Origin of the sequence: Serratia sp. CY31944 (genome assembly GCF_052169175.1) — a bacterium.
Lineage (GTDB): Bacteria > Pseudomonadota > Gammaproteobacteria > Enterobacterales > Enterobacteriaceae > Serratia > Serratia sarumanii.
In genome coordinates this window covers 40,434-58,013 of sequence record NZ_JBJNLG010000016.1, presented here as the reverse complement: position 1 = coordinate 58,013, position 17,580 = coordinate 40,434, and the positions used below count along the sequence as shown (strand labels likewise).

15 protein-coding genes and 1 tRNA gene are annotated in these 17,580 nt (G+C 60.3%); 8 read left to right on the top strand and 8 right to left on the bottom strand.

Annotated features, from left to right (window positions below; all coding sequences use genetic code 11):
- Window positions 1-5 precede the first annotated feature (5 nt).
- A complete protein-coding gene (locus ACJ8IN_RS16880) occupies window positions 6-2,498 on the top strand; it encodes a fimbria/pilus outer membrane usher protein (RefSeq protein WP_049195825.1) in 2,493 nt (830 codons plus the stop codon).
- 18 nt (window positions 2,499-2,516) lie between these two features.
- Window positions 2,517-3,593, top strand: coding sequence for a fimbrial protein (locus tag ACJ8IN_RS16875; protein ID WP_047568167.1), 1,077 nt, complete (start codon window positions 2,517-2,519; stop codon window positions 3,591-3,593).
- A 48-nt stretch (window positions 3,594-3,641) separates the two neighbouring features.
- Here ACJ8IN_RS16875 and ACJ8IN_RS16870 read toward each other — a convergent pair whose 3' ends face one another.
- The gene (locus tag ACJ8IN_RS16870; protein WP_047568164.1) at window positions 3,642-3,902 is read right to left on the bottom strand and encodes a DUF1471 domain-containing protein; all 261 of its coding nucleotides are present in this window, start codon (window positions 3,900-3,902) and stop codon (window positions 3,642-3,644) included.
- A gap of 151 nt (window positions 3,903-4,053) precedes the next feature.
- On the opposite strand from ACJ8IN_RS16870, the gene ACJ8IN_RS16865 reads away from it, so the two are divergent.
- Complete coding sequence (locus ACJ8IN_RS16865) at window positions 4,054-4,983, top strand: LysR substrate-binding domain-containing protein (protein WP_033646557.1); 930 nt, start codon at window positions 4,054-4,056, stop codon at window positions 4,981-4,983.
- Window positions 4,984-4,990: 7 nt separating this feature from the next.
- Here the strand turns inward: ACJ8IN_RS16865 and soxR are convergent, their stop codons facing one another.
- On the bottom strand, window positions 4,991-5,461 hold the full coding sequence (soxR, locus tag ACJ8IN_RS16860) for a redox-sensitive transcriptional activator SoxR (RefSeq protein ID WP_060429033.1): 471 nt from the start codon (window positions 5,459-5,461) through the stop codon (window positions 4,991-4,993).
- A 144-nt stretch (window positions 5,462-5,605) separates the two neighbouring features.
- Between soxR and ACJ8IN_RS16855 the strand changes: the two genes are divergently transcribed.
- The 3 genes from ACJ8IN_RS16855 to ACJ8IN_RS16845 are packed head-to-tail and all read left to right on the top strand — an operon-like array spanning window position 5,606 to window position 10,207.
- A complete protein-coding gene (locus tag ACJ8IN_RS16855) occupies window positions 5,606-6,034 on the top strand; it encodes a DoxX family protein (protein ID WP_308325584.1) in 429 nt (142 codons plus the stop codon).
- Window positions 6,031-7,116 carry an efflux RND transporter periplasmic adaptor subunit gene (locus ACJ8IN_RS16850; RefSeq protein WP_033646555.1) on the top strand — a complete coding sequence of 362 codons (1,086 nt, stop codon included), beginning with the start codon at window positions 6,031-6,033 and terminating at the stop codon, window positions 7,114-7,116. The genes ACJ8IN_RS16855 and ACJ8IN_RS16850 overlap by 4 nt, the downstream gene beginning before the upstream one ends.
- Window positions 7,117-7,126: 10 nt before the next feature.
- The gene (locus tag ACJ8IN_RS16845; RefSeq protein WP_060429888.1) at window positions 7,127-10,207 is read left to right on the top strand and encodes a MexW/MexI family multidrug efflux RND transporter permease subunit; all 3,081 of its coding nucleotides are present in this window, start codon (window positions 7,127-7,129) and stop codon (window positions 10,205-10,207) included.
- 49 nt (window positions 10,208-10,256) lie between these two features.
- Here ACJ8IN_RS16845 and ACJ8IN_RS16840 read toward each other — a convergent pair whose 3' ends face one another.
- The 5 genes from ACJ8IN_RS16840 to ACJ8IN_RS16820 all read right to left on the bottom strand — a co-directional run bounded on the left by ACJ8IN_RS16840 (window position 10,257) and on the right by ACJ8IN_RS16820 (window position 14,661).
- The gene (locus ACJ8IN_RS16840; RefSeq protein WP_015377376.1) at window positions 10,257-11,057 is read right to left on the bottom strand and encodes a DNA/RNA non-specific endonuclease; all 801 of its coding nucleotides are present in this window, start codon (window positions 11,055-11,057) and stop codon (window positions 10,257-10,259) included.
- 152 nt (window positions 11,058-11,209) lie between these two features.
- The gene (locus ACJ8IN_RS16835) at window positions 11,210-12,670 is read right to left on the bottom strand and encodes a TrkH family potassium uptake protein (RefSeq protein WP_060429039.1); all 1,461 of its coding nucleotides are present in this window, start codon (window positions 12,668-12,670) and stop codon (window positions 11,210-11,212) included.
- A 117-nt stretch (window positions 12,671-12,787) separates the two neighbouring features.
- Window positions 12,788-13,102 (bottom strand): hypothetical protein, encoded by a 315-nt coding sequence (locus ACJ8IN_RS16830; RefSeq protein ID WP_033646551.1) that lies wholly within the window; start codon window positions 13,100-13,102, stop codon window positions 12,788-12,790.
- Window positions 13,103-13,338: 236 nt separating this feature from the next.
- The gene (gene wrbA / locus ACJ8IN_RS16825; RefSeq protein WP_033637924.1) at window positions 13,339-13,938 is read right to left on the bottom strand and encodes an NAD(P)H:quinone oxidoreductase; all 600 of its coding nucleotides are present in this window, start codon (window positions 13,936-13,938) and stop codon (window positions 13,339-13,341) included.
- Between the two features lie 147 nt (window positions 13,939-14,085).
- Entirely contained in the window at window positions 14,086-14,661 is a 576-nt protein-coding gene (locus ACJ8IN_RS16820; protein WP_033654204.1) for a helix-turn-helix domain-containing protein, read from the bottom strand.
- 67 nt (window positions 14,662-14,728) lie between these two features.
- Between ACJ8IN_RS16820 and ACJ8IN_RS16815 the strand changes: the two genes are divergently transcribed.
- On the top strand, window positions 14,729-15,652 hold the full coding sequence (locus ACJ8IN_RS16815; RefSeq protein WP_033637926.1) for a DMT family transporter: 924 nt from the start codon (window positions 14,729-14,731) through the stop codon (window positions 15,650-15,652).
- Between the two features lie 50 nt (window positions 15,653-15,702).
- On the opposite strand, the gene cycA is transcribed toward ACJ8IN_RS16815, so the two are convergent.
- On the bottom strand, window positions 15,703-17,103 hold the full coding sequence (cycA, locus tag ACJ8IN_RS16810; protein ID WP_033637927.1) for a D-serine/D-alanine/glycine transporter: 1,401 nt from the start codon (window positions 17,101-17,103) through the stop codon (window positions 15,703-15,705).
- A gap of 349 nt (window positions 17,104-17,452) precedes the next feature.
- On the opposite strand from cycA, the gene ACJ8IN_RS16805 reads away from it, so the two are divergent.
- Window positions 17,453-17,528, top strand: a tRNA-Lys gene (locus ACJ8IN_RS16805).
- Window positions 17,529-17,580 lie beyond the last annotated feature (52 nt).

The following is a 17,580-nucleotide window of genomic DNA, read 5'->3' as shown; positions in this document are numbered from 1 at the left end:
CAACAATGAAGCTGAATAAAAAAGTCCTCTCGCTGCTGACCGCCTCTTCATTCTTGTTGCCGGATACGGCCTGGGCGGTGACGTTCGATACGTCGCTGTTGGCCGGCGAATCGCGCGATTCCGATCTCTCGCGTTTTTACCTCAATAATGACATGCCTGCCGGCCGGCAGGAGATCGATGTGTATGTCAACCATGACTGGAAAGGGCGCTATGCGCTGCTGTTTGGCACCCAACGCGACGATATCCAAATCGACTACCAGGATGCGCAGCGGCTGGGCATCGATCTGAGTCAATTGCCGACGCCTCAGGCGCCCCAGACGACGCTGTCGATCGCCACGCTGGTGCAGGGCGGCCGGTTCGATATGGACGTCGGCGCGCTGAGCCTGCGGCTGACGGTGCCGCAGGCGCGGGTCAACCGATCGGAGGCGGGATACGTGGATCCAGCCTTCTGGAATCGCGGCATCTCCGCATTGACGCTGGCCTACAACGCGACGTACTACCACGCCGAGGCGCGCGGCGACGGCAATCGCAGCAACAACGACGATTTTTATACCGGGCTGGAATCCGGGATCAATCTGGCCGGTTGGCAATTTCGCGACAGCAGCAGCTTTCGCCACGGCAGCGGGCGGGGGAGCCACTGGCAGAACAACACGCGCTACCTGCAGCGCGGCTTCGCCGACATCAAATCCAACCTGACCGCCGGCGATTTTTATTCGCCGGGGGATCTGTTCGACTCGGTGCGCATCCGCGGGGTGGCGCTGGCGTCGGACATCAGCATGCGCCCCAACTCGCAGCAGGGCTTTTCACCGATCGTGCGGGGCGTGGCGCAAACCAACGCCCTGGTGAAAGTGGTGCAGAACGGCAACGTGATCTACCAGGAAAACGTGCCGCCGGGCGCCTTTACCCTCGACAGCATTCAGCCGACCGGCTCGGCGGGCGATCTGTGGGTAACGGTCAAAGAGGCGGATGGACGTGAACAGTCGTTCAGCGTGCCGTTTTCCGCCGTACCCAACATGTTGAAACAGGGCGTCAGCCAATACAGCGTGCTGGCCGGCAAGGTGAACGAAAGCAATACCGATTACGATCCCGGCTTTGTGCAGGGCACCCTGCAGTACGGTTTCAACAACCTGGTAACCGGCTATGCCGGCAGCATTTTGAGCGACGACTATCAGGCCTGGCTGCTCGGCAGCGGCTGGAACCTGCCGATAGGGGCGGTGTCCATCGACCTGACGCATGCCGATACCCGCCTGAAAAACCGCCGTGAAAGCGGGCAGAGCTTCCGTATCGCCTACAGTAAATTTCTCGATGCCACCGCGACCAACTTCACGCTGGCGGCCTACCGTTACTCCACCCGCGGTTACTACAGCTTTACCGACGCCATTTACTCTAATGACGGTTACCGCCAGCTGGAACGGCAGTTTGACCGCTGGCGCGACGAGGAGGGTTTGTCCGAACTGGATATGAACACCTGGGATGCGCTGCGGTCCGCCCGGCCGAAAAATACCTTTACGCTTAACCTGAACCAGCGTCTTAACGAAGGGTGGGGCACGCTGTTCTTCTCCGGCTCCCAGCGCGATTACTGGACGGCCAACGCGAAAAGCCGCGAATACCAGTTGGGGTACTCCAACAATCTGGGGCGCGTCAGCTACTCCGTTTCCGCCAGCCGGGTGCGCAACAGCCAGCGTGAGGAAGAGACGCGTTATTACCTGTCGTTCAGCCTGCCGCTGTCGGTGTTCGACAACAACGCCTACCTCAGCACCGGCCTGTCGGCGACGGACTCTCACTATCAGCAGAGCACGGTCAGCCTGAGCGGCAACGCGCTGGAGTCCAACCGTCTGAGCTACTCGCTGAACGGCAGCAATCGCAGCGGCGGCGACAACATGGCCGGTGTCAATGCGGCCTACCGCACCCGTGTCTCGACGCTTGGCGTCTCCTACAGCGAAGGCAACGATTATCGCCAGAGCGGCCTCAGCGCGCGCGGCAGCCTGGTGGCGATCCCCTGGCATGTGCTGGCGTCGAACGAAATCGGCAACACCATGACGGTGGTCGAGGCGCCGCAGGCCGAAGGGCTGATGGTCAACGGTGATGAAAGCATCGTGACCAACGCCCAGGGCCTGGCGCTGGTGCCCTATGCCACGCCATACCGGCAAAACTCGGTCACGCTGTCGGATACCGGCCACAGCAGCGGGGCGGAAATCAGCGGCAACGTCGCCAACCACGTGCCTTACTACGGCGCGGTCAGCTACCTGAAATTCGAAACCGATCAACGTCAGCCATTCCAGCTGCGGGCGCAGCGCGCCGATGGTGCACCGCTGCCGTTCGGCGCCGAAGTGCTGGATGAAAACGGCCGGTCGATAGGCTTTGTCGGCCAGGCCAGCGTGCTGTACCTGCGCGTCGAACAGCCGCCAACGGCGTTGACGGTGCAACTGCGCGACGGCCGTTGCCGCATAGCCAAACCGACTCTGGCGCTCGACGCGTCGCCCGGCGTTTGCCGCTAATACAGGATAACCGAACCTATGATCAGGCTGATTTTTTTGCTGCTGCTGTCCGGGCTGTTCAGCGGCTATAGCTATGCTTCCTGCTATGGTCGGGGCATTGAGTACGCCCCTGCGCTATTTGTCGATCTTTCTGACAAACTGAGTGCCGCTAACCCGGTCTGGGAATATCAGGCGTCTACCCAATACAGTGGGACTTTCCGCTGTTCAGGCAGCAAATTCGAATTTTCCTATACGCCGGTGTTGTCACCGAAAGATAAATATGCCACCTATATCGGTTTCAATGACGGAAAGCAGTGGATACGCGCGGAAATCACCAATGACATCAAGAATATTACGTTAAGAGGGGCGGGAAGCCATTTGGCCAGCGAACTGAATACGATGATGACGGTGCGGTTTTCGCTGGTGCAAAAACCCAAAGACGGGCTGTGGGTTAATGGCGATAGCTATCCGTTTGAAGACGTGCTGTTCGTCAGTGATATGAGCGGTATGTCATTGGGAGAGATCCTGGGCTGGCCGTTCAAAATGTTGGGTAAACTTCTGTCGTGGATCGCGAGCGGTTTTCGAAAATGGCCTTATGACGATCGTGATATGTACGGTCAACCGATGACGGTGAGGTACGCGCCGAAAACCACCACCTGCCGTTTCGACAACGCTGGCCTGACGGTCAGATTGCCCAAAATGGGCGTGGCGCAGGTGCTGAATAACAACCAACCCGGCTACACGCCGTTCTCGCTGAACATCAGCTGTCAGAACATGCAGCAGGAAGGCATTGCCGATCGCGCCGTCGAGATGTTCCTGTCCAGTAATAACCTGCTGGCCTCCGACGCCAGCGTGCTGACCAATGCCAACGCGGGCGGCGCGCAAGGGGTGGGGCTGCGCCTGGTCAAACGCGATATGCCGAGCTCGCCGGTGGTGGTGTCGCCCTCCAATGTCGATCGCGGCAGCGCCACCTCACTGTTTCACGTCGCCGGCGGCGGCAGCCTGAACAGTCACTTCATCATCGGCATGGGCGCTTATTATTATCCTTATCAGCGCGATGGCGTGACGCAGGGTGAAATCAACACCTCGGCCACGCTGAACATTATTTATCCCTGATGAATAGGTTGATGCAAAAAAACCGGCAGCTGCCGCTGCCGGGGTTGGTTATTGATAAGTCATTGCGCTGGCGTGCAACTTGTTATTGCCTACGATCGCGATGATTTTGTAGTAACGGGCACCAGTCTTGGCGGTTTTGTCTGCCAACATCTTTTCCGCATCGCTCAGATTCGCGGCACCGCTAACGGTAATCACCTGGCGCGGCGTCAGGGCGTCCGCCTGTTGATTATTGATTTGCGTTGCCGCGACTGTTGCGCCTGAAAAGACAAAAGCGCCTAGCAGCATCGTTTTCAACATGACGTTCTTCATGATGTTCTCCCCAAGCGTAATACGCTTGTTATTTGCTATGGTTGAATGTTTTTGTTTCGTTATGCTAAAGGATAAGCAGCGGGGTGCCGGCGCGGTAGTGCCTGAAAGCGTAATGCATCGTTTCCAAACTGGAAACGATAAGGAGGGGGGCATGCAGGATTTGAACGATCTTCAACTGTTTGCTTTGGTGGTGCGACATGGTGGCTTCGCCGCAGCCGAGCGGGCGAGCGGCGAAGCCAAATCCAAACTCAGCAAACGCGTGGCTCGTCTGGAGGCGAGTTACGGTGCGCGGTTAATCGAACGTTCGACGCGCAGTTTCCGCGTCACGGATATTGGCCGCGATGTGTATCGGCAGTGTGAGGCGATTATCGAGCGGTTGGAGGCGACCGATGCCATTGTCGCCCGTGCGCGCGACGAAGTGAGCGGCTGCCTGCGCATCAGTTCGCCGCCCGGTTTGATGCAGTATTATAATTCCCATCTGCTGTTGGGGTTTATGGCGCGTTACCCGGACGTGCGCGTACAACTGTTGATCCATGAGCGCCATGTGGATCTGATCAACGAAAAGATCGATGTGGCGTTTCGTATTACGAGTCATTTCGACCAGGATCAATCATTGATTAAACGCGATCTTGGCGTACGGCAACGCATTTTGGTCGCCGGCGCGCAGCTGGTGGAGAAAGCCGGCGGCTTGCCGCAGTCGTTCGAACAGCTGGCCAGCTTGCCGACGTTGTCGATGGGGGAGTGGCTGGACCGCGATCGATGGGAGTTCGAGGATAATGCAGGCAATCAACGTACTTTCGTACACGTCCCCCGGCTGTGTTGCGGGGATTACAGCACGTTGCATAGTGCGGCGATTGCCGGGATGGGCGTCGCGTTTTTGCCGATCCATTTGTGTGCCAACGAATTGCGAACGGGTCAACTGCTGCGTCTGCTGCCGCAGTGGCGTGCGCCGAGCAGCATTGTTCATCTGGTGTTCACCAGCGGCAAAGGCCTGTTGCCGCCGGTGCGGGCGTTTATCGATCACAGCGTCGCGGTATTCGCCGAAGCCAATCGCCGCCTCTCAATGATGCCGGTTGCCTAGCCGCTTGTCACGGCCCATCCAGGTGTTCGAAAATATGTGCGCCGGCTCCTTGCCGCCCCAATATATCATTCGGGTTGCGCAGCGGGCAGTCGGCGAGCGACAGGCAGCCGCAGCCGATGCAGCCATCGAGATGGTCGCGCAGCACCGTCAGCCGTTGAATACGCTCATCCAGCGTTTTGCGCCAGGCGGAGGACAGCACTCCCCATTGTTCTGAGGTCAGCTTGCTGCCGATGGGGAAACGGCTCAGCGCGGCGCGGATCTCTTCCAGCGGAATGCCCGCGCGCTGTGCGATCTTGATCACCGCGATATAGCGCAATACCACCGAAGGATAACGCCGCTGATTGCCGGCGTTGCGCGTCGCCTGAATCAGCCCTTTACTCTCGTAGAAGTGCAGCGCGGATATCGCCACGCCGCTGCGTTTCGCCACTTCTCCGACGGTCAATAGCCGATTGGCGTCAATCGGTTCATTTCTTGCCATTTTATCTTCCTCAACTTGACCTCAAGTTAACCTGAGGTTTTATAGTTCAGCCTGCCGGGCTTGGCAACCGGCATCTCTCGAGACCTGCCCCCGTCTTATTGGGGAGAAGGATGGCTTTGGCTGTAAAATCAGGAAGAAACCGTTATGCAACGCTTTATCAACACCGCTCTGGACAGTTATTGGTTTTGGCTGCTCGCACGTCTGTGCTTGATGGTGATTTTCATCTCGTCGGGGCTCGCCAAGCTGTTCGACATCGAAGGGAGCCTGGCGGAGATGCGCGCCGCCGGTTTGCATCCGGCCTGGCTGTTCAACCTGGCGTCGGCGGCGGTGCTGCTGACAGGTTCGGTATTGATCCTGCTGAACCGGTGGGTGTGGCTGGGCGCCGGCATGCTGTCGGTGTTTCTGATCCTGACTATCGCGATCGTCCACACCTTCTGGAATATGTCCGCTCCCAATATGCAGATTTCTCTCTACTTCGCGCTGGAACACATCACGGTGATCGGCGGGCTGTGGGTGACGGCCATCGCCAGCCGTTTGCGTCAACGTCTGGCCAACACGCGTGAGGCTGCATGATGAAACGATATCTCATTATCGCGGCGCTGCTGGCGGTGCTCGTCGTCGCTGCGGTAGCGATGCGTTCCACCGCGCGGCAAAGCGAAGGCGCGCCGGCCTATCCGCCGGTGAAAGTGGCGCTGGCGCCCGCACTGCGTGAACAGGCGGCGCGCAGCTACGCCGGCGTGGGCGAGCTGGAGGCGGCCAGCCAGGTGGAGGTAGCGGCGGAAACCAGCGGCCGCATCACGCGTATCCTGTTCGAATCCGGCCAAACGGTGCGGCAGGGGCAGTTGCTGGTGCAGCTCAACGATGCAGTCGAACAGGCTGAGCTGGTGCGTCTGCAGGCGCAATTGCGCAACGCCGATCTGCTGCTGGGACGCATGCGAAAACTGATGAACCTCAACGCCACTGCGCGGCAACAGTTGGACGATGCGCTGGCCGAGCGGGATATGGCGCTTGGCGCGGTGCGGGAAACGCAGGCCAAAATTGCGCAGAAGGCGATCCGTGCGCCGTTTTCCGGCGTCATCGGCATTCGCCGCGTGCATGAAGGGCAATATCTTAACGCCGCCGAGGCGGTGGCGAACCTGGTGGACGCCGATACGCTGCGCGTCAACTTTTCGCTGGACGAACAAAGCAGCGCCGGGTTGGCGCCAGGCCAGGCGGTGTCGGTGCAGGTTGGGGCGTATCCCGATCGCGCTTTCCCCGCCGTCATTACCGCTATCGACCCGATGATCGGCAAATCTCGCACCGTGCAGGTGCAGGCGACGTTGACCAACCGTGAGGGATTGCTGAAGGCCGGCATGTACGCCGGCATTCGCGTCACGCAGCAGCAGCGCGTGGCGGTGCTGACGGTGCCGGAAACGGCGCTGACCTACACGGCCTACGGCGATACCGTGTTTCTGGCCCAGCAGGGTGAAAAGGGCATGACGGTCAAGCGCGTTTCGGTCACCGTGGGTGAGCGCAACGACGGGCGCGTCGAGATCGTCAATGGCCTGCAGGAAGGCGATCGGGTGGTGACTTCGGGCCAGCTCAAACTGAGCGACGGCATGGCGGCCGAGCCGGTGGCGCAGGATACCCTGAACGCCGCCCAGGCCGGTTCCTGAGGAGAGACCGATGACATTTACCGATCTGTTCGTGCGCCGGCCGGTGCTGGCGCTGGTGGTCAGCACCCTGATCCTGCTGTTCGGCGCGCTGGCGCTCAGCAAGTTGCCGATCCGCCAATACCCGCTGCTGGAAAACTCGACCATCACCATCAGCACCGACTATCCCGGCGCGTCGTCCGAGCTGATGCAGGGCTTTGTCACGCAGCCGATCGCCCAGGCGGTGTCCTCCGTCGAGGGCGTTGACTACCTTTCTTCCTCGTCGGTGCAGGGGCGCAGCGTGGTGACGGTGCGCATGGCGCTGAACCGCGACTCCACCCAGGCGCTGACCGAAGTGATGGCCAAGGTCAATCAGGTGCGCTACAAGCTGCCGGAGCAGGCTTACGATCCGGTGATTGAGCGCTCCGCCGGTGAGGCCACCGCCGTGGCCTATGTCGGCTTTTCCAGTAAAACGCTGTCCACGCCGGCGCTGAGCGAATACCTGACGCGGGTGGTGGAGCCGATGTTCACCACCATCGACGGCGTCGCCAAGGTGGAAGTGTTCGGCGGGCAAAAAATGGCGATGCGCCTGTGGCTGGACAGCGATCGGCTGGCCGGCCGCGGCCTGACCGCCGCCGACGTGGCCGACGCGGTGCGGCGCAACAACTACCAGGCGGCGCCGGGCAAGGTGAAAGGGCAGTATGTGGTTGCCAACGTGCGGGTGAATACCGATCTCACCAGCGTTGAGGAATTTCGCAATCTGGTGGTGCGCAACGACGGCAATGGCCTGGTGCGTTTAAAAGACGTCGGCACCGTGGAGCTGGGCGCCGCGGCCACGGAAACCAGCGCCCTGATGGATGGCGAACCGGCGGTGTTCCTCGGCGTCTTCCCTACGCCGACCGGCAACCCGCTGGTGATTGTCGACGGCATTCGCCACCTGATGCCGGCGATCGACAAGATGCAGCCGCCGGGCGTGAAGATGGCGCTGGCGTTCGAAACCGCGCGCTTTATTCAGGCCTCGATCGATGAAGTGGTGCATACCCTGCTCGAAGCGCTGGTGATCGTGGTGGCGGTGATCTACCTGTGTCTGGGGTCGCTGCGCACCGTGTTGATCCCGGTGGTGACCATTCCGCTGTCGATCCTTGGCGCTGCCGGGCTGATGTTGGCCTTCGGCTTCAGCGTCAATTTGCTGACGCTGCTGGCGATGGTCCTGGCGATCGGCCTGGTGGTGGACGACGCCATCGTGGTGGTGGAGAACGTGCATCGTCATATCGAAGAGGGGAAAACGCCGCTGGCGGCGGCGATGATCGGCGCGCGCGAGGTGGCGGGGCCGGTGATCGCCATGACCCTGACGCTGGCGGCGGTCTATGCGCCGATCGGCCTGATGGGCGGGCTGACCGGCGCGCTGTTTCGCGAGTTTGCGTTGACGCTGGCCGGGGCGGTAGTGGTGTCCGGCGTGGTGGCGCTGACGCTGTCGCCGGTGATGAGCTCGCTCCTGCTGCCGGCCAAACAGAGCGAAGGGCGCGTGGCGCACGCCGCCGAGTGGTTCTTCGGCGGTCTGACGCGGCGCTATGCGCGCGCGCTGGATTTTTCGTTGCGCCACCGTTGGTTGACCGGCGCGCTGGCGTTGCTGGTGATGATCAGCCTGCCGCTATTGTACCTGATGCCGCAGCGCGAGCTGGCGCCGACCGAGGATCAGGCCATCGTACTGACCGCCATCAAGGCGCCGCAGCACGCCAACCTGAACTATGTCGAACGCTTTGCCTACAAGCTGGACGAGGTTTACAACCGCATGCCGGAAACCGAAAGCCGCTGGATCATCAACGGCAGCGACGGCACGGCGTCCGGCATCGGCGGCATCAACCTGACGCTGTGGCAGGCGCGTCAGCGCTCGGCGTCGGCGGTGCAGGCCGATCTGCAGCGGGCGGTGAACGACGTCGAAGGCACCAGCATTTTCGCCTTCCAGCTGCCCGCTTTGCCGGGCTCCACCGGCGGGCTGCCGGTGCAGATGGTGCTGCGCACGCCGCAGGACTACCCGCAGCTGTATCGCACCCTGGAAGAGGTGAAGCAGAACGCCAGAAACAGCGGCCTGTTTATGGTGGTGGACAGCGATCTGGACTACAACAACCCGCTGGCGGAGGTGCATATCGATCGCGCCAAGGCCAACAGTCTGGGGATCCGCATGAGCGACATCGGCGAATCGCTGGCGGTGCTGGTGGGGGAAAACTACCTCAACCGCTTCGGCATGGACGGCCGCGCCTATGACGTGATCCCGCAGAGCCTGCGCGAACAGCGGCTGACGCCGCAGGCGCTGGCACGACAGTACGTCCGCACGCAGGACAATACGCTGGTGCCGCTCTCCACCGTGGTGTCGGTGGCCGTTAAGGTCGAGCCGAACAAGCTGACCCAGTTCAACCAGCAGAACGCCGCCACCCTGCAGGCCATTCCCGCGCCCGGCGTTTCGATGGGCGAAGCGGTGGCCTTCCTCGAACGGCAGGCCAATGCGCTGCCGGCCGAGTTTAGCCACGACTGGCAGGGGGATTCGCGCCAATATACCCAGGAAGGCAGCGCGCTGGCATTCGCGTTCCTGGCGGCGTTGGTGATCATCTATCTGGTGCTGGCGGCGCAGTACGAGAGCCTGAAAGATCCGCTGATCATCCTCATCACCGTGCCGCTGTCGATCTGCGGCGCCTTGCTGCCGCTGGCGCTGGGCTACGCCACGATGAACATCTATACCCAGGTCGGGCTGGTGACCCTGATCGGGCTGATCAGCAAGCACGGCATTTTGATGGTGGAGTTCGCCAACGAGTTGCAGATGCATCAGGGGCTGACGCGGCGCGCCGCGATTTTGCAGGCGGCGCAAATTCGCCTGCGGCCGGTGTTGATGACCACCGGGGCGATGGTGTTCGGCTTGATTCCGCTGCTGTTCGCCAGCGGCGCCGGTGCCGCCAGCCGCTTCGGTCTGGGGCTGGTGATCGTGTCCGGCATGCTGGTGGGCACGCTGTTTACCCTGTTTGTGTTGCCGACGGTGTATACGCTGCTGGCGCGCGATCACGCGGTGGCGTCGCCCCGGCAGCGTGAACTGGCCGCGGCGCAAAAGGCGCTGGCGGAATAAACCGCCGGCGCCCGTATGAAAAATAAACCCGCCGCGGCGGGTTTTTTCGTCAGTTTTTGCAGCCCATCAATTCCGGCAGTACGCCGGGCTTGCTCTTCAGCGAGGCCTGCACGTCGTCCGGCAGACCGGCCCAGATGATCAGACCGGTGCGTTTCTCGATCTCGTCCACCGTCACGCGGAATTGGCAAAAATCGGCGCCCTTCGGCGTATTCTGATCGAACAGGAAAGCGGCATAGTGGTTCACCGCCGGGCTGTTGTTGATGAAAATCACTTTCCAGTAGGCGCTGGGGATGGTGTGCGCTTTCTGGGTGCCCGGCAGTTTGCCCATATCGCGCTCATACAGCGGCCCGGTCACGGTATAGACCGAGGAGATATCGGCGCGATCGATCAGCTTGCGTTCCTGATCTTCCAGCCGCGCCCAGGCGCCCTGGTTCAGATCGGACTTTTGCGGCGTGATGTTGGACAGGTAGTTCAGCGACTCCCAGTCGGAAACGCCCGCCAGCGAGGCCAGCGGCGCCTGATGACCGCGATCGACCTTCAACGCCGCATTGGCACCGGTGTAATCGGCGGGCGCCAAAGTGTCCGCCGGGTTGAGCGCCGGATCGGTTTTCCAGTTGCGCGTCTTGCCGCTGGCCGGCGTGTCTTTGGTGATGTGATAGGCCACCCAGTTGGCGAACTTGGTGGTGCTGTTGTTGTTCAACGTATAAGCGTGACGCACGATCGATACGTTGCTGCTGCCGCCGGTCGGGCAGCCGACCGCGCAGTTGTCGATGGATTCGAGCGTGTCGGCCGACGCCTGCGCGGCGAACAGCAGGGCGGCCAGGGCCAACATCTTGTTGTTAAAACGCATATTCATATCCTCAATAAGTTAAAATATACTGTATATATTTACAGTGAATTAAACTTATCGCAGTGAAACGAATACAACAATGCAACACATTCATGTTATGAATGTGTTGGCGTTGGCAGAGCGGAACGGCGCCCTGTACGCCGCTCGGACTATCAAAAACGCCAAAACGTGCGTGAACAGAGGATCAACATCGGATAGATCTCGAGGCGGCCGAGCAGCATGGCGGCGCACATCAGCCATTTCGCCGCGTCGTTCAGCGTGCCGAAACCGGCGGCGGTTTCTCCGTACCCCAGCCCCATATTGTTGATGCAGGCGGCGACGGTGGCGAAAGCGGTGACCAGATCATAGCCCATCAAGTTCAGCAGCCAGATAAACAGACAGGTGAACAGCACGTAAAGGAAGAAGAAGCTCCAGACGGAGCGCAGCGTCCGATCCTGGATCGGCGCATTGCCGACCTTGATGGTGTACATGGCGTTGGGATGCACCAGCTGGTTGATCTCGAGCCGGCTTTGTTTGTACATGATCAGAAAGCGCAGCGCTTTAATGCCGCCGCAGGTGGAGCCGACGCAGCCGCCGAAGAAACTCGCCGCCAGCAGCAGCATGATGGTGTGGGACGGGATCCGGGTGTAATCGGCGATGGCCAGGCCGTTGTCGGTCATCATCGAACTGGTGAGGAAAAAGCCGTGCACGAAGGCGTCTTTGACGCCGTACATGCCCGAGCGGTACAGCTCGATACACACGATCGCCACGACGATGGCCAGAATCAACAGGAAAAAGCGCAGCTCGGGGCTGCGGTACAGCGGTTTCAGGCTGCGACGGCCGACGGCAATGAAATAGAGCGTGAAGTTCACCGCCGCCAGAATAGAGAAAATGCCGCCGACCATTTCCACCGCCGAACTGTCGTAGTACCCCAGGCTTTCGTTACGGGTGGAAAATCCGCCGAGCGACACGGTGGAAATGCCGTGGCACAGCGCATCGAACCACGGCATGCCCGCCAGACGAAAGGCGACGGTACAGGCCAACCCCAGCCCAAGGTAGATCAACCACAGGTTTTTCGAGGTATCGGCCAGGCGTGGCGTCAGGCGTTCCTCCTTGAACGGGCCGGGCATTTCCGACTGGTAAAGTTTGGCGCCGCCGATGCCCAGCAGCGGCAGCACGGCCACGGCCAACACGATAACCCCGAGGCCGCCGATAAAATTGAGCTGGGAACGGTAATAGAGGAACGATTTGGGCACGTTCGAGACGTCATTCAGCACCGAGGCGCCGGTGGTGGTGATGCCGGAGACCCCCTCAAACATCGCGTCGACCAGCCGGACGTTCAGCGTGTCATCCAGCCACAGCGGCAGGGCGCTGATCGCGGAAAACAGCAGCCAAAACATCACGATGATTAGAAAGCCGTCCTGGGTGCGCAGCTGCACTTTCGACTGCCGGGTGCTGAACCAGCCCAATCCGCCTAGCGTGGCGGCCACCACCAGGGTATAGAAAAATGAGAAGGCGCTTTTTTCTTTATACAACAGCCCCATCAGCAGGGGCGGGATCATTGAAAGGCTGTAAAGAAGGACCAAAAAGCTGCAAAGATGAATAACGACCAGGATCTGTTTGGTTCTGACCATACTGTTGCTCGGAATGCCTGCCGACAATGCGTCAATTTATTGAAGTGTATCAAGCATAAAGCAGGCGATATAAAAATAACGTAAAAATTCATATCGCCTAATAAGTATGGCGGGGCGTTATTCCAGCAGGTTGTTGACCGTACGGCGCACATAGTGCGTCATCTGCGCCAGATCGTCCGGCGACACCGGGCCGCCGCCGGCGCGCACCACCTGCTGTTCGATCTGGGTAATCTCCTGCTCGACCTTGTTGGCGATCTGCACTTTGACTATTTTGTCCACCGAAGACAGCAGCACCTTCAAGACCACTTTCAGCGCGATGTTCTCGCAGAACGAGTCGTAGTGATGAACCGGCGGCGGCGGGGCCGGAGCCGGCTCGGGCGCGCGCGGAGCCAGAGCCTTGAAGCTGTCTACATTTTCAATAATAAGATCCATGTCTCTTATTAGTTCATCAAAATCTTTAGACACTGACTTATTCCCTTCGCTGTGCGCAAAAAACAGAACGCCCGTCCTCGGGCTGAAAGCGGATGAGCGACGGGCAGAACGAATTCGGGCCTGGCCTTCAGACGCTGAATGGCCGGGGGAGGGGCATTCTAACCTTGCGGCGGGTCGGCAACAAGATGGGGCCGTGCGAATGCGCGGCCCTTTGAATCACAGGCGCAGGAGGGGGCTTAACTTTTCAGCTTGGCGGTGATTTTTGCCACGTGCTCGCCCTGATAGCGGGCAATGGTCAGCTCTTCGTTGCTCGGCTGGCGCGAGCCGTCGGCGCCGGCGATGGTGGTGGCGCCATACGGGGTGCCGCCGCGCACCTGCGAAACGTCAAACAGCTCCGGCGTCGCATAGCCGATCGGCACGATGATGAAACCGTGGTGCGCCAGCGTGGTCCAGGTGGAACTGATGGTGTGTTCCTGGCCGCCGCCGGTGCCGGTGGAGGAGAAGACGCTGCCTACCTTGCCGTACAGCGCGCCGGAAGCCCACAGACCGCCGGTCTGATCGAGGAAGGTGCGCATCTGCCCGGCCATATTGCCGAAGCGGGTCGGCGTGCCGAAGATAATGCCGTCATAGTCCGCCAGCTCTTGCGGGGTGGCGACCGGCGCCTGTTGATGTTGTTTGCCCCCGGCTTTGGCGAAGGCCTCCGGCGTCATGGTTTCCGGCACGCGTTTAATCGTCACGTCCACGCCGTTAACCCGATTCGCGCCTTCGGCCACCGCCTGCGCCAGGCTTTCGATATGGCCGTACATTGAGTAATAAAGCACCAACACTTTCGTCATGTTCCTTACTCCCGCTCAGATGATTAACAAAAACCCTTGATAAGCATAGAAGCGAATGACGAACTTGGTTTTGTTGAATGGCGGATTCAGGGCAAGCGCCGTAGCTTGTGCGCCAGCCGCTGTTCCTGCCAGCGTGCCGGCGGGCGGTCAGAAGGCGACGTTGCGGATAAAGCGCAGGGGCAGGTTGCCGTGGTTGGCGTAAGCGTAGCGTTGATCGCTGTTGAAGGTTTGTGCGGCGCCGGCGCTGAGCGTCAGCGTGCCTTGTTCCAGCTCCAGCGTCAGGGTACCGGCAATCACGTAGATCATTTCGCTCCAGCCTTCGGCGTCCGGGGCAGAGTCATAGCGCTCGCCCGGCATCAGCGTCCATTCCCACAGCTCGGCCCGTTGCCGCGCCGGCACGCTGGCGGCGAACAGCGCCTGGCTGCCCGGCTGCGCGCCTTGCCAGGCCAACTCGCCCACCAGATGGCTGCCGCGCGCTTCCGGCGCCTGGATCAGATCGGTGAAAGAAATCGCCAGGGCGGCGGCGATCTTGTCGAGCACCGCCAGGCTGACGTTGCGATCGCCGGCCTCGATGCCCGCCAGCATGCGGCGGCTGACGCCGGAAAGCTCGGCCAGCGCCATCTGGCTCAGGCCCGCCCGTTGGCGGTAGCCGCGCAGATTGCTGCTCAGGTATTGCAGCACCTTGGGGGGATCGGTTTTTGCGTTATGCGCCGTATTGCTCATCGCCGGACTTTATCTCATACTGGCAGGATCTGTGCATTATATTGCACTCAGCAGGAAGGGCAAGTCGGTGTCAGCAGCAAAAAAATCCTTTATTTCCGCCGTGGTTCCGCAAATCAGGTTGCCGGAAGCGGTGTTGATTTTCATCACCATGATCTGGGGCGGCACCTTTTTGGCGGTGCATCACGCGATGCAGGTCAGCGGGCCGTTCTTTTTCGTCGGCCTGCGTTTCGCCACCGCCACGCTGGCGCTGACGCTGTTTTCGCTGCGCGTGCTGCGCGGCCTGACCCGGTATGAACTGAAGGCGGGCGTGCTGATCGGGCTGGCGATCATGTTCGGTTACAGCATGCAAACCGTCGGCCTGCAGACCATCACCAGCAGCCAATCGGCGTTTATCACCGCCATGTACGTGCCGATCGTGCCTCTGTTGCAATGGCTGGTGCTGGGGCGCTTCCCCGGCATCATGTCGTGGATCGGCATTCTGCTGGCCTTCACCGGCCTGATGCTGCTGGCGGCGCCGAGCAGCACCGACATGACGCTGAGCCTCGGTGAAATTCTGACGCTGGCCGGCACCCTGGGCATGGCGGCAGAGATCATTCTGATCGGCGCCTTCGCCGGCAAGGTCAATATCCGCCGAGTGACCATTGTGCAGCTGGCGACCGCCTCGCTGGCCTCCTTTTTGATGATGGCGCCGACCGGCGAGTCGCCGCCGCCGTATTCGGATTACCTGCTGTACAGCGCCATTGGGCTGGGGCTGGCCAGCGCCTTGATTCAGCTGACCATGAACTGGGCGCAGCGCAGCGTTTCGCCGACGCGCGCCACGGTGATTTACGCCGGCGAACCGGTCTGGGCGGGCATCGTCGGGCGGTTGGCCGGCGAGCGTTTACCGGGCGTGGCGTTATTGGGGGGCGCGTTGATTGTAATCGGGGTGGTGGTCAGCGAGCTGCGCGTGCGGCGCAGGGATAAAGCGGCGGTGGCGACGGAAGCGGATTAGCGCAGAGACATAGAAAGCAGGAAGGGGCGGAGATATCCGCCCCTTTTGCATCACGCGGTTTTCTTCTTGCGCAGGAACACGTAAGACAGGCCGAGCACGATGAACCACAGCGGGGTGACGATCAGCGCCTGGCGGGTGTCTTCGCGCAGCGACAGCAGCACCAGCACGAACACGAAGAACGCCATGCACACCCAGCACATCAGCTTGCCGGCCGGCATCTTGTAGATCGATTTCTGGTGCAGCGCCGGGCGCTGTTTACGGTAGACCAGGTACGAGCACAGGATGATGGTCCAGACGAACATGAACAGAATCGCCGATACGGTGGTCACCAGGGTGAAGACCGTCATCACGTTCGGGATCAGGTAAATCAGCACCACGCCGCCCAGCAGGCAGATGCAGGAGAAGGTAAGGCCGTTGGCCGGCACCGCGCGCTTGGACAGGTTGGCGAACGATTTCGGCGCGTCGCCTTCCTGCGCCAGCCCGAACAGCATGCGGCTGGTGGAGAATACGCCGCTGTTGGCGGAAGAGGCGGCTGAGGTCAGCACCACAAAGTTGATCACGCTGGCCGCAGCCGGCAGGCCGATCAGCACGAACAGCTCAACAAACGGGCTCTTGTCCGGCACCACGGAGCTCCACGGCGTCACCGACATGATGACGATCAGGGCGAACACGTAGAACATGATGATGCGGATCGGAATCGAGTTGATGGCGCGCGGCAGCGATTTCTCCGGATCCTTGGTTTCCGCGGCGGTGGTGCCCACCAGCTCAATGCCGACGAAGGCGAATACCGCAATCTGGAAGCCGGCGAAGAAGCCACTGATGCCTTTCGGGAACATGCCGCCGTCATTCCACAAATGGGTGAATGAGGCCACGGTGCCGGTCGGCGATTGGAACTGCATGGCGATCATCACCAGCCCGGCGACGATCAGCCCGACGATGGCGACGATTTTGATCATCGCAAACCAGAACTCCATTTCACCGAACATTTTCACCGTCGCCAGGTTAAGGCCGAGCAGCAACAGCACGCACAGCAGCGAAGCGATCCACTGCGACAGCTCGGGGAACCAGAACTGGGCGTAGGCGGTGATCGCCACGACGTCGGCGATGCCGGTGACCACCCAGCAGAACCAGTAGGTCCAGCCGGTGAAGAAACCGGCCCACGGGCCGAGCAGGTCCGCGGCGAAATCGCTGAACGATTTGTATTCCAGGTTGGACAGCAGCAGCTCGCCCATGGCGCGCATCACGAAGAACAGCATAAAGCCGATGATCATGTACACGAAGATGATCGAAGGGCCGGCCAGACTGATGGTTTTACCGGAGCCCATAAACAGACCGGTGCCGATGGCGCCGCCGATGGCGATCAGTTGAATATGTCGGTTAGTGAGGTTTCGCCGTAGATGATCTTCTGAAGCGGGCGTCGCGTCAGTCGCTATTTTAGAGTGATCTACCATCTGATGATGTCCTGTTTTACCTGTCATTAGTGAAGTCGCGAGCTCTGAAGTGGCTCTTTTTTATACATTTATCCGGTTGGTCCGGCTTTAGTAAGGTAGTGCAATAACGCCACCTTTGTGCAACATGTTTACAACATTTATGCGCGGGATAAAAGTCGATCAATCTTTACACGGAGGAGGCAAATCGGACGTTCAGGGAGCGGAAGATTACTCTTCAAAACGTGGGATTAATAGACCTTATGCGGCTTATCTCGTTGATTAAACAAAGGGTTGTAAAGTTCGCATGAGAAAAAGTAATGGGTGTGAGCGTTCGACAGCGGCGGCGGCGAGGAAGACAGTTTAGCGCGTTGAGTTGTTCGATCAGTCGCTAGAGCCGTTGACTCTTAATCAATGGGGCGCAGGTTTGAACCCTGTACGACCCGCCAACCAAATCAGCGTGTTACGCTCGGACTTTTCTCTGTTTGTTTCCTCATTGCG